Origin of the sequence: Spirosoma soli (genome assembly GCF_042684525.1) — a bacterium.
Taxonomy (GTDB): Bacteria; Bacteroidota; Bacteroidia; order Cytophagales; family Spirosomataceae; genus Spirosoma; species Spirosoma soli.
In genome coordinates this window covers 229147-246164 of the sequence record NZ_JBHULN010000010.1, presented here as the reverse complement: position 1 = coordinate 246164, position 17018 = coordinate 229147, and the positions used below count along the sequence as shown (strand labels likewise).

General features: G+C 51.0%; 13 protein-coding genes. 8 read left to right on the top strand and 5 right to left on the bottom strand.

The genetic code is table 11. From position 1 onward, the window contains the following. Positions 1–238: 238 nt before the first annotated feature. Positions 239–1126: a helix-turn-helix domain-containing protein gene (locus tag ACFSUS_RS17640; RefSeq protein WP_381524870.1), complete on the bottom strand. Its 888-nt coding sequence runs from the start codon at positions 1124–1126 to the stop codon at positions 239–241. A 180-nt stretch (positions 1127–1306) separates the two neighbouring features. Between ACFSUS_RS17640 and ACFSUS_RS17635 the strand changes: the two genes are divergently transcribed. The 5 genes from ACFSUS_RS17635 (at position 1307) to ACFSUS_RS17615 (ending at position 4933) form a co-directional block, all read left to right on the top strand. Further along, positions 1307–1771: a cyclophilin-like fold protein gene (locus ACFSUS_RS17635; RefSeq protein ID WP_381524868.1), complete on the top strand. Its 465-nt coding sequence runs from the start codon at positions 1307–1309 to the stop codon at positions 1769–1771. 16 nt (positions 1772–1787) lie between these two features. Continuing rightward, entirely contained in the window at positions 1788–2864 is a 1077-nt protein-coding gene (locus ACFSUS_RS17630; RefSeq protein WP_381524866.1) for an alpha/beta hydrolase, read from the top strand. Continuing rightward, positions 2861–3610 carry an SDR family NAD(P)-dependent oxidoreductase gene (locus ACFSUS_RS17625; protein ID WP_381524865.1) on the top strand — a complete coding sequence of 250 codons (750 nt, stop codon included), beginning with the start codon at positions 2861–2863 and terminating at the stop codon, positions 3608–3610. The genes ACFSUS_RS17630 and ACFSUS_RS17625 overlap by 4 nt, the downstream gene beginning before the upstream one ends. A gap of 63 nt (positions 3611–3673) precedes the next feature. Then, a complete protein-coding gene (locus tag ACFSUS_RS17620; RefSeq protein ID WP_381524864.1) occupies positions 3674–4423 on the top strand; it encodes an SDR family oxidoreductase in 750 nt (249 codons plus the stop codon). 39 nt (positions 4424–4462) lie between these two features. Next, a complete protein-coding gene (locus ACFSUS_RS17615) occupies positions 4463–4933 on the top strand; it encodes a (R)-mandelonitrile lyase (protein ID WP_381524862.1) in 471 nt (156 codons plus the stop codon). 182 nt (positions 4934–5115) lie between these two features. On the opposite strand, the gene ACFSUS_RS17610 is transcribed toward ACFSUS_RS17615, so the two are convergent. Next, on the bottom strand, positions 5116–5685 hold the full coding sequence (locus ACFSUS_RS17610) for a recombinase family protein (RefSeq protein WP_381524859.1): 570 nt from the start codon (positions 5683–5685) through the stop codon (positions 5116–5118). A 158-nt stretch (positions 5686–5843) separates the two neighbouring features. Between ACFSUS_RS17610 and ACFSUS_RS17605 the strand changes: the two genes are divergently transcribed. Further along, positions 5844–8948, top strand: coding sequence for a Tn3 family transposase (locus ACFSUS_RS17605; RefSeq protein WP_381524858.1), 3105 nt, complete (start codon positions 5844–5846; stop codon positions 8946–8948). 29 nt (positions 8949–8977) lie between these two features. Here the strand turns inward: ACFSUS_RS17605 and ACFSUS_RS17600 are convergent, their stop codons facing one another. The 3 genes from ACFSUS_RS17600 to prmA all read right to left on the bottom strand — a co-directional run bounded on the left by ACFSUS_RS17600 (position 8978) and on the right by prmA (position 15618). Then, a complete protein-coding gene (locus tag ACFSUS_RS17600) occupies positions 8978–9562 on the bottom strand; it encodes a hypothetical protein (protein ID WP_381524856.1) in 585 nt (194 codons plus the stop codon). A 53-nt stretch (positions 9563–9615) separates the two neighbouring features. Next, positions 9616–14625 carry a hypothetical protein gene (locus ACFSUS_RS17595; protein WP_381524882.1) on the bottom strand — a complete coding sequence of 1670 codons (5010 nt, stop codon included), beginning with the start codon at positions 14623–14625 and terminating at the stop codon, positions 9616–9618. Positions 14626–14748: 123 nt separating this feature from the next. Continuing rightward, entirely contained in the window at positions 14749–15618 is an 870-nt protein-coding gene (gene prmA / locus ACFSUS_RS17590; protein WP_381524854.1) for a 50S ribosomal protein L11 methyltransferase, read from the bottom strand. Between the two features lie 185 nt (positions 15619–15803). Here prmA and ACFSUS_RS17585 point away from each other — a divergent pair, with 185 nt between their 5' ends. Continuing rightward, the gene (locus ACFSUS_RS17585; RefSeq protein WP_381524852.1) at positions 15804–16349 is read left to right on the top strand and encodes an RNA polymerase sigma factor; all 546 of its coding nucleotides are present in this window, start codon (positions 15804–15806) and stop codon (positions 16347–16349) included. Beyond that, on the top strand, positions 16346–16981 hold the full coding sequence (locus ACFSUS_RS17580) for a hypothetical protein (protein ID WP_381524850.1): 636 nt from the start codon (positions 16346–16348) through the stop codon (positions 16979–16981). Before ACFSUS_RS17585 ends, ACFSUS_RS17580 begins: the two co-directional genes overlap by 4 nt. The last annotated feature ends 37 nt before the right edge of the window (positions 16982–17018 follow it).

The following is a 17018-nucleotide window of genomic DNA, read 5'->3' as shown; positions in this document are numbered from 1 at the left end:
CGGACTGGCCTCTGAATCGGCCCATGGGTCTGCAGCCCAGCCGAGCGATAGGATGTGCCAGTCCGTTTTACTTGCTGGCAAGCTACTCCATTCTTGGAATAATCTCACCCCACAAACCTAAAGGCCGATGCGGGCGCACCACCCCGATTGAGATTGAGCAGAGCTAACGTTGATCAAATTGGTAGAGGTTCGGCAACCATCGCTTAAAACGGGCGATTGGCGAGACCGGTAGGCTATTTTAATTCAAGCTTCGATACTCGGCGGGAGAAACTCCCACTTTTTGCTTAAAAAAGCGCGTAAAATGCTGGGGGTATTTGAAACCTAATTCATACGCAATCTCACCGACCGACTTGCTAGTATCAAAAATCCGCTCTTTCGCCAGATCAATCAAATGAAGCTGGATGTATTCCAGGGCCGATTTACCCGTTTCTTTTTTGATTAAATCGCCGAAGTAATTGGGGGATAAGTGCAACTCCTGGGCAAAGTAGGCAACCGTCGGCACGCCATCGTTTCGGAGTTTTTCGCCCAATAAATACTCATTTAGTTTTTGCTCAAACTGTTCAATCAGGCCATGATTGACATGTCCACGGGTCATAAACTGGCGGTCATAAAAGCGAGAACAATATTTCAGCAGCAATTCCAGATTGGCAGTAATCAGTTCTTTACTATGACGGTCAATATTCTGGCTCACCTCGGAAGCAATGTTGCCAAAACAAGTCATCACCACCTCTCTTTCTTTATCGGAAAGATGTAACGCTTCATTCGACTGATAACTGAAAAAGGAATACTCGTGGATCTGCTTGCCTAAGCTGGTGCCTTTGATGAGGTCAGGATGAAAGATGAGCGCCTTTCCGTAGGGTTGGTGCATCTCCCCTTCCGGCTCGTTCCCAATGATCTGCCCAGGCCCAAAAAACACCAACGTTCCTTCGGCATAATCATAGTACTGGTTGCCGTATCGCAAATCACCACAACGGGTTTCTTTCAGGATCACCGCATAAAAATTCAGCGTGAATTTTTCCCGTTCTAATGGCTTGGACTGATTCAAATCGACCAAACTGATCAGCGGATGTTGTGTCTTATTGTTAAAGGTATCCGCGTATTTTTTTATCGAATCGTATACTTTCATCGGCTTGTTTTTAGTCAAATCTACCACCTTAAACCCTACTGCCCTGAGGGGTCAGTAAAAGTGGTATGCAAAACCGTAAAATATATAAAAGCAATCCCATGCCTACCCGGTAATTTTGCCTTGTGATACTTAAAGGACGGACTAAATAGCTGTCCATGAAGCTGCTAAATTTCACCAACGATGAAAAGGACTCACCTACTACTTGTTTTAATCGTATTGGTTGCAATGGGTGGCATGGCTTGCAAAACAGATAACTCGATGCCTCAACCTACTCAGTCCGACTCAACGAAGTCGGCCAACCGGCTCCGCATCCGGGTTGGCTCTCATAGCTTTACCGCGACGCTGTTAAACAATGCCACGGTGACCGCATTCAAAGCCAAATTGCCGATCACGCTTTCGATGAAAGAGCTGAACCGAAATGAAAAGTTTGCGGATCTACCAACTAGTTTACCCACGAACGCCGTGAATCCTAGAACCATTCAAGCAGGTGATTTGATGCTGTACGGGGCCAATACGTTGGTGCTGTTCTATGAAACCTTTCAAACTTCCTACAGCTATACCAAGCTAGGCCATATTGAGAATTCACAGGGACTGGCTACCGCCTTAGGTTCGGGGAATGTCTCCGTCACCTTTGAGTTGGAGTAAATCGGTATTAATCCAAATGAACAACAACATAAAACGACTAACCATAGCATTCGTTGCATCTGTCCTGCTCCTTGGGCAGACTTTCAGCCAGGGTCAACCAGCCCAAAAGGGCCAAAATCCGGGCAAGGCTGAGTATCTAACCTTTACGCTGAGCGATCAGGTTACCAAGCAAAATGTGCAGTACAAAAATCGGTACGGCATAACCGTGGCATCCCACTTGTATATGCCGAAAAATAGGGATGCTTCTAAAAAGTATCCGGCTGTTGTCATTGGTACGCCTTACGGGGGTGTAAAGGAGCAGGGAGCAGGCATTTATGCCCAAAATATGGCCCAACGGGGCTTTATTGCCCTAGCCATTGATGAATCGTACAACGGGGAAAGTGGCGGGGAAGTCAGACACGTTTCTTCGCCCGATGTGTTCGTCGAAGACTTTAGTGCCGGCGTGGATTTTTTAGGCACTCGCCCTTTTATCGATCGAACTAAAATAGGGGCTATCGGTATTTGTGGCAGCGGTGGGTTTGCCTTGAAAGCGGCCCAGGTCGATCATCGAATTAAAGCAGTGGCTACCACGAGCATGTACGATATGAGCGGAGTCATGCGCAACGGCTGGAAGAACAGTATGACTGCCGATGAGCGAAATAAGACGCTTGACCAATTAGGGGAACAGCGGTGGAAAGATTTTAAAGCCGGAAAGCCCGAATTGACTCCCTCGTTTCCTAGCCAGCCGGTTACCACCATACCGGCAGGATTAGATCCAATCGCCAGCGAATTCTTTGAATACTATGCCATGAAACGCGGGTTTCATCCAAATTCCATTGGTGCCTTTACCAAGACGAGCAGCCTGGCGTTTATGAATTTTCCCTTGCTGAACTATATCGAAACGATTTCCCCCCGGCCTATTTTGTTCATTATGGGCGAAAATGCCCATTCTCGCTACTTTAGTGAAGATGCCTTCAAACAGGCAGCTGAGCCCAAAGAACTCTATATCGTGCCGAAAGCCCGCCATATTGACTTATACGACCGGGTGGACATGATTCCCTTCGATAAACTCACCTCATTCTTTACCCACTATCTGACGGACGCAAAACAATGAAAGACCAAGTTGTATTTGTAACTGGGGGAGCAATGGGCATGGGCGAAGCCGTTGCCCTCCTGACTGCCGAGCGCGGTGCTAAAGTTGTCGTAGCCGACGTGAACGAAGTGGCTGCTCAGGCAGTAGTTGATAAAATTAAATCGTCAGGTGGAGAAGCGATCGCTGTCAACTGTGATGTAAGTGCTGCCAATGATGTAAAAGCCGCCATTGATCGCACGGTGGCAGCATATGGCCGACTGGATGCTGCCTTCAATAATGCCGGTATCATGGTGCCTATGACTGATACAGCGGATATAGAAGAAGCTGTTTATGACCGGGTCATGGCCATCAACCTGAAAGGGGTATGGCTGAGCATGAAATATGAGCTGCAACAAATGAGAAAACAAGGCAGCGGTGCCATCGTCAATAATTCGTCGATTGGCGGACTGGTCGGCGGTTTTGGGCGATCAGCTTATCATGCGGCTAAGCACGGTGTATTAGGGCTTACCAAAAGTGCAGCTATGGAATATGCCCCCCAAGGCATCCGCATCAATGCCGTTTGTCCCGGCACAATTGAAACGCCGATGGTCGATACCATGTTCCGAACCGGCGATCTGTCGCAGCAAGCGACTACAGAAGGGGCACCCATCAAACGATTGGGTAAGGCGACCGAAGTAGCCGAAGCCGTATTATGGTTATTTAGCCCAGCATCCAGTTTTGTCATTGGCCAACCCATTTCGGTCGATGGCGGACTGAGTATCCAATAATTATCACTAAAATTCTTTTGCCTAACTGAGGGGTAGCCATACCCCCAACGGGCGTTTCATCGTATGTCAACTATCCAAGATAAAGTCGTCATTATTACGGGTGCTTCCTCGGGTATTGGAGAAGCAACGGCTAAACTGTTAGCCGAGAAAGGGGCAAAAGTGGTACTGGGCGCCAGGCGTGAAGATCGTCTCAACCAATTGGCTGAAGCTATTAGAGCGAATGGCGGACAAGCGGTTTACCGCGTCACCGACGTAGTGAATCCAGCGGATAGCAAGGCCCTTGTTCAATTGGCTAAAGACACTTTTGGCGGTGTCGATGTAATCTTTCTGAATGCGGGACTCATGCCGAACTCCCCCCTTTCCGCCCTAAAAACGGAGGATTGGAGCCGTATGGTGGATGTGAATATCAAAGGTGTATTGAATGGCATTGCCGCCGTATTGCCAACCTTCACGGCACAAAAATCGGGTCACATCATTACCACTTCGTCCGTAGCCGGGTTGAAAGCTTACCCCGGAGGTGCAGTGTATGGCGCCACCAAATGGGCGGTACGTGATTTGATGGAAGTGTTGCGGATGGAGTCGGCTCAGGAACGCACCAACATCCGCACGGCAACCATTTATCCAGCCGCGATTAATACCGAACTGTTGAGCACGATTTCTGATCCACGTATGGAAGAGGGTATGACTGCTTTGTATGAACAATATGGTATTGCCCCTGAACGAGTAGCCAATGTGGTTGCCTTTGCCATTGAGCAACCAGCCGATACGAACATCAATGAATTTACTATTGGGCCAACAGCTCAGCCCTGGTAAAACGAAAGGCACCAACATGGCTCGAAAACAATCAAAAGAATGAAAACTATACTCCTTAAGTTGCTCTATTCAGGGCTTTTATTTCTTGGTTTAACGGATTCAATCATGGCTCAGAACATAAACAGGGCACCGGCAGCGAGCCCAGGTCCAGCCTCAAACTTTAGTGGACGTGTTCAGGTAACCATGCTGGTTGCCGCCAATCCCGAAACGGACTGTATGGTCAGTAGTGTTACGTTTGAGCCAAAAGCCAGAACTTTCTGGCATACTCATCCCAATGGGCAGCTCCTGGTAGTGACTAAGGGTACTGGCTATTATCAGGAGAAGGGCAAACCGGTTCAAATCATCCGCGAAGGGTATTCCGTTACGATACCTCCCCAAGTAACGCACTGGCACGGTGCAGATCCTTCCGGCCAATTCACCCATATTGCTATTAATCCGAATGTCAGTAAGGGGGGAGCCGTTATCTGGCTGCAAGCCGTTACGGATGAAGAATATAGTAAAGTCCCCTAACAGGTACGAACAACCGACTACTTACAACTAGTCGGTTTGTTTTTTTACTAGCTGTTCAATTATAAACGTCCATTCATAGTTGAACAGTTCTTTTTTGGGACGTTGACCTTGCCTCAGGAAACGCTTTTTTCGTGCGATTGCCGTTTAACTACCTGGAACACACAGCGATTACAAAGATCTTTTCAAGGTGTCGCAGCAGTGATCCGCTTTCGATACCGCTTTACACTGGACATACTGATTCCGGTTAGACTCACGGTTTCAGCCACCGATAAGCCGCGTTCCAACGCTTTCTTAACCTTGGCAAACTTCTCAGCATCCAACCCAGCCGGGCGGCCAATGTGTTTACCCTTTGCCTTAGCCAGCAGTTGACCCGCTCGCGTCTTCTCCAGTAGGCTTTCCCGGTCATACTCGGCCAAAGCCGCAAAAATCTGCAAGACTAGTTTTCCGGATGGCGTGCTGCTGTCAACGCCTAGATCTAAGGCCTTGAAGTGGATACCCTTATGGGCGAACTCGCCTAACAGATTAATCAAATGGTCCCGGCTCCGTCCCAGTCGAAAGAATCGGGCGACCAGCACCGTATCACCCGGACGCAACTTTTCGAGTAAGGTGTCTAAAGCCGGGCGGCTGGTGCTGATGCCGGTGATCTTATCTTCCACAATCTCATCACAACCTGCCCGGCTGAGTGCATCGAGTTGGGTATCTAAGTTCTGATCGAAGGTGGAGACCCGGGCGTAGCCAAAAATCTTATTCATTAGGTCAACAAGTTAGTGTCACAAAGATAGATAGCTATTTATTTTAGGCCCTACTTTCTGACCCCTGTTTCTGGTTGATGTACGCCGGGCGATCGTCAAGTTAAGCACGGGTTCAGAAAGGTATGACTTGTTGACCCTCAAACGATCCCTGACTTTCCATGGCCCGCCGGAACTACCTTTCTTCCGAGGAGCGCACCCGTTTCGACTCGCCCCCACAACTGAGCAGCACCGAGCGGCTGATCTTGACCGATTGGCCCCTGTGGGCGGAGGAGTATCTGGAGCAAATCCATACCCCAACCAATAAAGTTGGGTTTCTGCTTCAACTAGGGTACTTCCGGGTCGTCACCCGCTTTTTTGTGCCGGACACCTATCCGGCCACTGATGTCGAGTGGGTGGCCCGTTGCCTGCAACTTTCGCCCGACTTGATTCGACTCAAAGACTATACGCACAACCGAAGTCTGTACCGCCATCGGGCAACAATCTTAACGCACCTAGGCTACCAGGCTTTCGACGAAGGGCATCGCCGGGGACTGGCTGACGAAGCCCAGCGACTCACGCATCTGCAAACCCGACCGGCTCTGATGCTCGATGCATTGGTGAGTTACCTGCGCGAACGGCGGGTCGAGGTACCCGTCTACAACACCCTACGCGATATCGTTACCGGGGCGCTTCAAGCCTGGGATGCGCACCTGCAGGCGATCATTGAAGCGCATCTAACGCCGACGGATCAGGCGCTATTGGACGAATTGCTTGACAATTCGGGCGAACCGACTCGCGCCGGGGGCGGCCATCGGTATCCGCTGACTGAGCTTAAGCGCATCAGTCAGTCCATGCAGCCCAAGCAGATCGCCGAGCGACTGGCCCTGTTCCGGCACCTGCAAGCCTTGTTCACCCAACTGCGGCCCCTGATTCTACGACTTGACCTGGCCGATGATACCATTCGCTACTACGCCCAGTACGTTCTCGACAACCGCAGCGTCCGAATGGCCGAGCGGGTACACGAGCGCTACCTGCGGCTGGTCGCCTTTATCATTCACCAGTACTTAAGCGTGGGGGATGCCCTGATTCTGACCCTCAACAAGGCCGTTGTCGCCGTCTTCAATGACTGCCAGGAGCAGCTTAAAGAACAGTATTACCAAAGTCGCCACGTAACGGCAAGCCTGGTTGGGCAGGTGAGTCGCCGATCCCGGGTGCATATCGATGCGCTGACCGAGATCGACCAGACGCTGGATATACCCGACTGGACCAGCGACCAGAAGATCGATCATATTCGTCAGGTGCTGGGTAAGAAACAACTCATGGCTGAGCAGCTTGCTGCTGACCAGCAACGGGTAGACGAGCTGCGCGCCATCAACCAGCCGGTGCAGGAACGAACCGACTACTACCTGGCGCTGGAAAAAGCATCGCATCGACTGCAACTGCGCGTGTCGGGTATCGTGCAGGCCTTGGCCTTCGACGCTGACACGTCGCATCCTGACTTGCTGGCAGCCCTTCTGTACTATCAGGAACGCGGTGGTGAACTCACTTCCCCTGGGGTACCGGTGAACTTTCTGGACATGGCCGAGCGTCAGCACGTCTTCACGGCCACGGGCAAACTGCGGGTATCGCTCTATAAAGTGCTTTTGTTTCGGGCCGTGCGGGATGGCTTGCGCGACGGCAGTCTGACGGTACTTTCCTCGTACGAGTATCGGTCGGTGGAAGAGTATCAGATTCCCCTCCAGCAATGGCAACAGTTTCGGGCCGAGTACCTGCACCGGGCTAACTTAACGCAGCATCAGAACTTGGCGCTGACACTGGTGGCGCTCAATGAGCGGCTCAACGCTCAATTTCAACGTACTAATGAAGGACTGGTAACGAACCCCCAAGTATTTTTTGATGCCCGTGGTGGCTGGCACCTGCACCGCTATCAGGCTCAAGACGATGAAGCCGATGCGGCCGTGGGACTGCTCTACCCCGCCAGCCGGGTTATTGCCTTGCGGGATGTGCTGCTTCAGGTCGAGCGTTTGACCGGCTTTCTGAGCAAATTCCAGCACCAGGGCTTTGTCCACAAGCCTGGCCGACCCGATACCCGATTATTGTTGGCGGCCCTGATTGGCTACGGCGAGAACATCGGTATTCGCAAGATGGCCCTGATCTCCAAGAACATCTCGTCCCATGCCTTGGAAACGGTGGCGACCCACTACTTTTCGCCTGAGATGACCTTAGACGCCAGCGATTGCATCGTGGCCCACAGCAATGCACTGCCGTTAACGGATTTGTTCCGGCGACAGGAGGGCCTCATCATGACCGGCAGCGATGGCCAGAAGTACGACGTGTCGGCTCCGTCGCTGCGGGCCTCGGCTTCGTTTAAGTACTTTGGCAATGGCGAAGGCATGAGTGTCTATTCGGGTCTGGACGAAGCCGGCCAGCTCATCTATACCGTGGTGATTAATGCCGCCGAACGCGAATCGCCCTATGTGCTGGATGTGATTCTGCATAACCCGGTGATTCAAACCGACGCCCACGCCACCGACATGCACGGCTTTTCGGAGGTTAATTTCGCCCTGACGGGTCTGCTGGGCGTTGAGTTTCGACCCCGCTTTGCCACCATCCACCGCCAACAGCTCTACAGCATCGACGCGGTCGGAACCTACAAAGGCAAAGGCTATCGCATCGTGCCCAGCGCCCGCATTGATTACGAAAACTTGATCGAGCAAAGTGATAACCTGCTGCGTTTTCTGACGACCATGCGGCTGGGTTACACCCAGCCCTCGACGCTACTTAAACGACTTAACTCCTATGCCCGTCAGCATCCGTTATATAGAGCGTTGAAAGATTTGGGCCGACTCTACAAAACGGATTATATTCTGCGCTACGTCGATGATCCTGATCTGCGAGCCAGCGTGGAAGGTATGCTGACGCGCGTCGAGCATAGCAACAAATTTGGCTCGGCCGTCACGCTGGGGAACAACCAAGCCCTTGGGTGGGCCACCCAACGGGAGCGAACGATTGCGGCTGGCTGTAAGATGCTAATTATGAATGCCATCAACTATCATAATCTGCTGTACCTGTCGGAAAAGTTGCGCCAATGCGCCAGCGAAGCCGATCGGCAGGAACTGCTGGCCACGATTCTAAAGTCATCCACCCACACCTGGCATCACATCAACTTAAGTGGAGAATATGATTTTTCTGATCCAGCTCAACTGGCGGATCTCTTCGATCTACAGGCGCTAATGAGCTTACCGCTCTCGCGAGCGATGCGTCCGCCACGCCCGGCCAAATGACGAATTATGTACCAAACGGCAAAACTACCCTAAGTAGGGTAGGAGGCCAGAAAGTCGGGTTGGAACGACGCTAACGTTATAAGCGGAATCATCAACGCCAGCAGCAGAGCATATAAAGCTAAGCCCTTGCGCTTGGGAGCCATACCGTAGAAACTGGATGGCTGTCGGTCGATGAAGCGGTAAAAGAGATATAGCGGTAACACAATCGTCAACACCGATTGCAGATTGTGCAGGCAGTAGTAGGCGAAAACATAAATCTGCCCGTCGAACAATTGACGACTCCATTCACTATGAGCGTAAAAACCAGAATAGATAGAATAACAAATCAGGGCACAGCCACTACGCAGCCAGAATTCGCTATTACGCCAGATGTCAGGTCGCTGGTGGAAATACGTCCATAACCAAACGCTGACGTAATAAGCCGTTGCATACAAGCTAAAGTATAAGAATGGCCATTGAGGGTGCCCCTGATACCGGTCAATATACGAATCCTCGAGATCGAGGTGATAATTGATCGCAAGTAGCAGCCCTACCCAGAGAGTCGTTGCTACGTAAAGATCGGGCCTGAAATCATTGCGCAGGTGGTCGCGCAGGTCTCGCCAAAGAGCTTTCACGGACTGTTACGGTATTTTTGTCATTCCACTGACAAATGGAATGACAAAAAACGTTAAAATCCTTCTCTCTCCTCTTCCTTGTCTTTTTTCTTTTCGACAGGTTTGGGTGTTTCTTTGGCTACTTTGGGCGCAGGTTTAGTCGCTGTCGGTAACGTGCCGACTTTTGTTTTCTTAGCGCCTTTCGCTTTTGGATCTGCCTTAGCCGCGTCGGTGGCTGTTGAGGACTCAGCGGCTGGTTCGGTTGGCTCTACCGTTTCGTCGTTAGGATCAGTCGTTGTGGTGGCAACCGTTGGTTTCGGCTGTGATTTGGGTCTTGGTGCCGATTTTGCTTTTGTTTTATACTGGTCCAGGTACCGATCCACAAACTGCTCTTTTTCGTCGGCCGTGGCCGGAACTACTTCCAGCGTTGCTTTGCCGCTGTTTTTCGAGCCGGCTAATAATCGGTCGTTAATGTCCTGCTCCGACGTTATGATGGCCAGCTGCCCAAGCGACGTTGGCGTGCTGCCGGGCTTGTAGTCGTAAAATACCCAAACGTCGGGTGAGGCCTCCAGATAGATACTGGCTTCGTCGCCGTTTGCGGCCTTACGGATCTCGACAAATCCATCCATCTGGGCGTTGATGTCAGCGGTCGTTATATTCGATACACCTAGTCGTCCGATACTGTAAAAGGCGTTGTACTTATCAGACCAGCGTAGGTTCGCATTCGCCAACACCAGCATAGCGTTCAACTTTGGCGATGCCTGGTTGAGGGATACGTGCTGATTCTGCGCTTTTGTACGATACGCGTCCACTGCTTGCTGGCCAATCAGGGGCAACAATTTATCCGATAGCCGGTTTAGGTCGTCGTCAGCGGCTTCGTCGTTCTTCTCGTCCTGATTGGTTGTAATGATCTTGCTGGCGATGGCGGTGTTAATGGCCTCGGGAACTGGAAAGCCAAAAGCCAGGAGTGTGTTCATACGGTAGAGGCTGCTGTCGATATTAATCCGCGCTGATCCGCCCGCGAGCAGGTACTGGTTTGGGCCCGAGTTCATCAGGTTTAACCTGCCCTTGTACGTCATGATACCCCGAGCATCGTTGAAGGTGAAGGCATTCTCAACGTTGTCTGCAGTACTGTCGGCCTGAGCGGTACTGTCAATCTGGGCTGCCTGGTCGGCTGGGGCATCGTTACCAGACGTAATACGATACACTTTATCTTTATCGTCGTACCGCATGATACCCGTTGCCGTGAAGAGGTCATCATCTTTGGTATCTTCCTTGGGCGACAGAAAAGAAGGATACATGCCCGCGTTGCCAACCCGGAAATGAATACCCGCTACCAAGGGCTGTCCACCTTCATTTTTCAGGTTCTTATCGACTTTAATCTCCAGGCGTTCGGCAATCTTTTCTTTAAACGGTATCCAGCCGCCTTCCAGATCCCGCCGTTTTTTCAACGCCGGTCGAATAGAACCGTCCAATGCCAAATCCTTATCGGGTGCCTGCATAACAATCGCCCCTTTGTACTGCATTTTAGGCGCTAGCTGTAAGTTGTCATTTTCGTCGACTTCCGCACGAGCTACCGTAAAATACGTCGTCAATGGTTTCTGATTAGCGTTCCGCTTGCCACGAGCCGGTTTCTTCGTGTCGGCTGTCAACGTCGCTGGGGCTGTTACGGGAGCTTCTTTCAATTCAAAGCTACCCATTTTGATGCTGGCTGTATCACCCTTTGCCGTAGCAAACTGGTAAGTGGCATCACCGGCGAAGCGGGTTCTCGAAAGAATCTGAATGTTGCCATTCTTTAGCTTGTGGAACAGGCTAACGGTGTCTAACTCTAGCTTGGCATTCTTCAACGCTAACATCTCGCCGTTGCGCCGAATCGTGACAGCACCTTTATCTGGATAGATACGAGCGTCGGCCGATGTCACGTAAGGAACACCGCTGATGTTTAGCACCATTTTATCGACATCGTAGAGCGCTGATGACCCGTTGAAAGTTAAGCCTTCCTGCTCTTCGGCGGTAGCGGTGAAGGTAGACGATTTCACGTCGCCTTTCATGGCAATCGTTTTGGCGTTTATGTTCCACTGCGCCCGGTTGATACTGGTTTTATAAGCCGCAAACGGAAACTCCATACTTGACCCCAGCGTATCGTCAATGCTCTGCTCTTTATTGATCGCCAGGTTTACAATACCTTTTGTCTGATTAAAGTCTACGTCAATGTCATTACCCAGCAGAATAGGCTTGTTGGCTTCCTTATCAGAGACAATTTTAAACTGAGCGTTGTCAGCAATAAACCCTTCTTTGTTGAACTTAATGCTTTTCGAGATGGCTTCTGAGTCTTTCCGACGTAGCGTACCATTACCAAATAAGCCCGACGAACGCATGACTAAGCCACCTTCGAGGTTGGTCGTCGCGTTGTAGAAATTAAAGTTGTTCTTCTGCGTCGTGATCACCATGCTATCCGCTTTAGGCCACCATTTCAGGCTGAAGTTGTTTAGCTGAACCTGCGGAAAGTAGGCCTTGCCAACCAGTCCTTCCTTAATTTCGCCTTTTTCTCCCGATGCCAGCAGCGAATCCGTCAAGAACAACATGCCCTGGGTATTCAGGCTGGCAGTCAGGTGATTTAAAACGCCTTCAGCCCTTAAGCCACTCTTGTCCATGACCAGATCGCCGGTAAACTTCACGTTTGACTTACTGCCGTAAACCGGGTAGCCCGTCGGTGGGGCCTTATGCACAAAGCCCAGCGTATTATCGGGCATGGTTTTAAGCTCCGCTTTGAAGGGTGGCAAAATACCATCGGAATAAAAGGTGCCCACGAACGAGATGTCTCCTTTGCCGAGGCTATCATTATCAATCGCCGGAATCTTGAAGTACACCTTCTGATTGTAGGCGAGGTTTCCCCGAACTGGCTGGTTGAAGTACACGGTCATCCCTTGCGGCATAACCAAACGCTGCGTTGTCTTCTTGCCCGCAATCCGGCCCGATTTGTTATCGGCGCTGCCGAAATAAACCGTTCCGGGATTTTCGTATTTAATGTCGCCCCCAATCTCACCTTCCTTACCTTCTTTACCCTGTGCGGCCAGCTTCTGCGACGAGAAGGTGATGGAGTCAATCTTGTTGAGGCTCATCGCAAACTTATCGTAGTCGAACTTAAGGTCGCGGCCCGCGTAGCGGAGCGTACCGGCTTTCAGCTGGCCATTCAGCGTAAAGGCTCGCCCTTTGCCAACCCGCAACGTTTTATCCGATGGAATCCCAAACACTTTCAATGAATCGGACAGGGTGAACTGCTCAACTCCGCGAATCGTCAGGATTTTGTCGTCCAGGTTGATTGTCGCGTTCTTCGTGCTATCGTTAGAAGGAAATACCGATTGCACCTGAAAATTGTCGTAATCCTTTTTCTGGGCATACGCCAGCACGTACAGATAGCCTTTACGACTCAGGCGCATCAACTCGGTTTTGGGATCACGGTCAATGTATCCCTCCAGTATCATTCGGTTCAGCGAACCCCGCAAAGCGGTTGCATTAACCTTGGGGACAAATTGCGTGATGTCATCGATCAGGAATGTCTGCTGTTTTTTTGTCGATACGTAGTTGGCGACGATCTGGAGCGGGTGAAAACCGTAGTCGACGGTTAAATCTGAATAACGCTGCGGATGAAAGTAGTCGAATGACTCAAAGCGAACCGGCACTTCCCGTTTGGCCCCCACCTGATAGAAATCTACTTTCCGCCGGGGTAAATCCCAGCGCGTTACTTCGGGCAAGATGTAAAACTTGTGGTAAGAGTCGGCATAGGGCAGACGAGCATATTCGGTTCGCTCAAAACGGTTGAGCCAGGCAATGCGCTGCGTTTTATCGAACTTAAACTGAACGGCTGGATGGGTGATTGAATCGGTATCGACATAACCGACAAAAGCAGCCGATTGGGCAGAAATTGTAGAATCTTTGAAGTCGAACCGGCGGCTGGCGGCTTTAAACGCTGGCTTACCATTGTGTTTAACTGTGATCTGAGCGGGCTGGCCACTGGCCGACGAGCCCACCATTTGCGTTCCGGACAGGGCCAGGCCTCCCTGGTAGTCAACATCGGCCCCCAGTCCGGGCAGTTTTACGTCGTTTTGCCACGACATAAAGCGGGGATACGTAACGGGGCCGTTTCGTTTCTTGCTTACGTACTCGAATACGCCTTTAACGGGTTTAGCCGACCCATAGGTCAGCGTAACGTCATCGGCCGATAGGCGAGGGTTCATAGCGGTAAATGAGTAATCGCTCAGGGTCACGAAAATGTCTGGCCGTCCAGCCAGCTCCCAGGTGAACTTTCCTCCCTTGCCAACAAAGATGCCGTCTTTAAGCATCAGATCACCGGTCGTATTAGAAAGTACAGCTGAGTCGCCGTTCGCAACCATGGCCAGCGAAGCATCTTTAACGGTGATGACTGCCCCCGCAACACTCGGAATGGGCCGACGCTGGGGCACAAATTGAACACCCAACGGACGTGCCTGACCCGAATCGGCCGGACTTGGATCATCCCAGCCATCGAAGCGCGAGCGCTCGTTTGCTGCTTTAATGGCTGCGAGCGAATCGGCCGGATTCAGCGGTCCTGCCGCCCCTGGCTGAACAGTAGGAGCACCATCTACGTAGCGAAATTGAACCGTACCACCCAGGGCGTAGAGCTTGTTGTAATTACTGGCGTAGAGCTGTTGGCGTTCGAGAAATCGCCGGGCTGTTTCGAGCGTGCGAGCGAATGTCTTGGTATCCGTTGTCTCAAACAGTTTCTCGCTGACCGTCAGTAAGCCGTCAATATCGGCTAGCTTTTGCGTGTTAACGGCATGATAAAGCGCTTCATAAAAAGGCACGAAGTGAGTGGCTGCCTGATAGCGCTTCTGATTCATTTTACGGCTCAGGGCAATCACCCGCTCCTGCTGCGGAGCCGATAGCCGGTTCTCTGACCACAGCGATTGCAAATCCGTACCTGCGCGCACGGCCACCGGTCCACCTGTCGCCATTAGCTTCTGCATGTCAGCGATGAACTGCTCAGGCTTATCCGAAAGCTTAACCGCCTGACCAAAGCTTGCGGACAAGGTGAACAAGGTCATCAACGTGATGGGGAATGCCTTGGCCAAACCCGTATAGGTTAATCGTGAGCCGGTTGGTATGCCTGACCAATAATATGAAGCCCGGTATAGCGCGTACAATCGTTGCATGTTCTTTGTTGTCAATCACATAAATAAAAGCGACATCGCTGCGAACGGGTATTCATTTGTGTTTGTAAACAGAAGCGATGTCCATTCGTTATTCGCCATTCCTCGTACAGAGGTAAGACCTGACTCAACTGCCTTTTGTTGAATATCTGATGCATCGTGCTCATAGAAACCACTGACGATAAGATACCCGTTTGCATTCAATAAAGTTACGTACGTTGGAATTTCGGCCAGCAACACGTTTCGGTTAATATTAGCCAGTATTATATCGTAGCGGCTAGCTGGATCAACATCCGCAATGGTGCCCTGAAAGACCTCAACTTGAGGGCATTCGTTCAAGTCAGCGTTTTCGCGGGCGTTTTCTACGGCCCACTCTTCAATGTCGAAAGCCAGCACCCGTTCAGCGCCCATCTTGGCAGCCAGAATAGCTAGGATACCCGTTCCACTACCTACATCTAAAACAGCTTTACCCATAAAATCGAGATTAAGCTGTTGCTCGAGCATCATTGCCGTTGTTTCGTGGTGCCCCGTGCCAAACGACATCTTGGGATTAATGACGACGTCATAACGAAACCGGGCGTCCGATGGATGAAAGGACGCCCGGACCCGGACCTGGTTCGCCACTTCAATCGGCTCGTAATCTCGCTCCCACTCAGCATTCCAGTTTCGTTTCTCTAACGAACTGACTTCGTAGGCTATTGCAGTTTGATTCGCGTATTTAGCGACTAATTCCATGAGGGCCTCCACGTTGAAATCGGGTTCGGTGATATACGCGTTTAAGCCCTCGTCGGTCTCTATAAATGATTCATATCCAAGCTCGCCTAATTCGGCGGTAAGGATGTCGGTATAGTCGGGCGATAAGCGCAGTTGCAGTTCAATGTAATTCATACCTCAAAGTAACGAAAAACAGCAGGGCTATGCTCTTTTTAACAGGTGCTAACTGTCTTGAATTACCTGATTAATTCTAAACCCGCCCATTAAGGGAACGAAGTAAAACTTCTGTATTATTTTTCACTTCGTTCCAACCTTTGGGTTTGCTCGTTGCCCTTTAGTCCGAAGCATTAGCAAACCTCATGTTCCGCTTGGCAACACCACCCGACATATCCGAACGCGACCTGGTCGAACGCTGTCAGCAAAACGACCAACCAGCGCTCAAGCGGCAATCGCAGCGGTTGTTATATGAGCGCTATAAACGGGCCATGTTTTCGACTGCGTTTCGGATTCTCAATGATTACGACAACGCTAACGATGCCCTGCAGGATGCCTTTGTAGAAGTATTCCGACATCTGGATCAGTTTGCCTTTCGATCTACGCTCGGCGCCTGGATCAAAACAATTGTGGTTCGACAGGCAGTGCGTAAACAACAATTGGAAGGACGCTTCCAGACGCTCGATGAGGCTGTGCACGATCAACCCGCGCCGTTACGCGATACGGTAACTGGAGCTGAACTGGATGCTGCCATTCGCACACTGCCCGACGGCGCCCGAACCATTTTTCTGCTGGTTGAAGTGGAAGGGTATATGCACAGAGAGGTTGCCGAGATGCTTGGTATCTCCGAGGGTACCTCAAAGTCACAGGTGAGCTATGCCAAAAAATTACTAAGACAGCGACTATCATGACTCCTCTTTTTTCGAAACTACCCGAGTATGACCCTCACCCGGACCTTTGGAACCGGATTGAAGCCGATTTGGACGCTGATGAGCATATCGGCCGGGTGGTTGGTGACCTCCCTCAGCATGAACCTAAAGCTGATTTATGGACCTTCATCGAGGCTGAGTTAAATAACCTGGCTGGTAATCTGAAACAGGGGGAAGAACCCACCATTGTTCGGCCGCTCTGGTCACAACCAGCAGTGCGCCGAATGTGGGCAGGAGTAGCCGCGGCTGCCATTGTCGTGCTAGTCGCCACTTGGTTGATGTTGAAACCGACAGCTACGGAACAGGTACGGGTGGAATATGCCGTTGAAACAGCACCAATTGATAAGCAAAAAACAAGTGCGGGCTCGTCAACCGCTGACCAACGTGCTGAAGATTTCATTATTCGTCAGTGCGCCGAACAGCAACTGGCTTGCCAGCGCCCCGAAGTGCACGAACTACGTAATCAATTAACCGAACTGAACCTTGAAAAAGCTCGCATCGAACAAGAGCTTAACACCTTCGGTAACGATCCAAATCTGGTGCGGGCGCAGGTGAAGGTTGAAAACCAGCGCGCCGATATAACGAAAGAACTTATTACGCTGCTGCGGTCATGAAACGCAATACTTTACAACCGGAGCAACATAGGAGAGT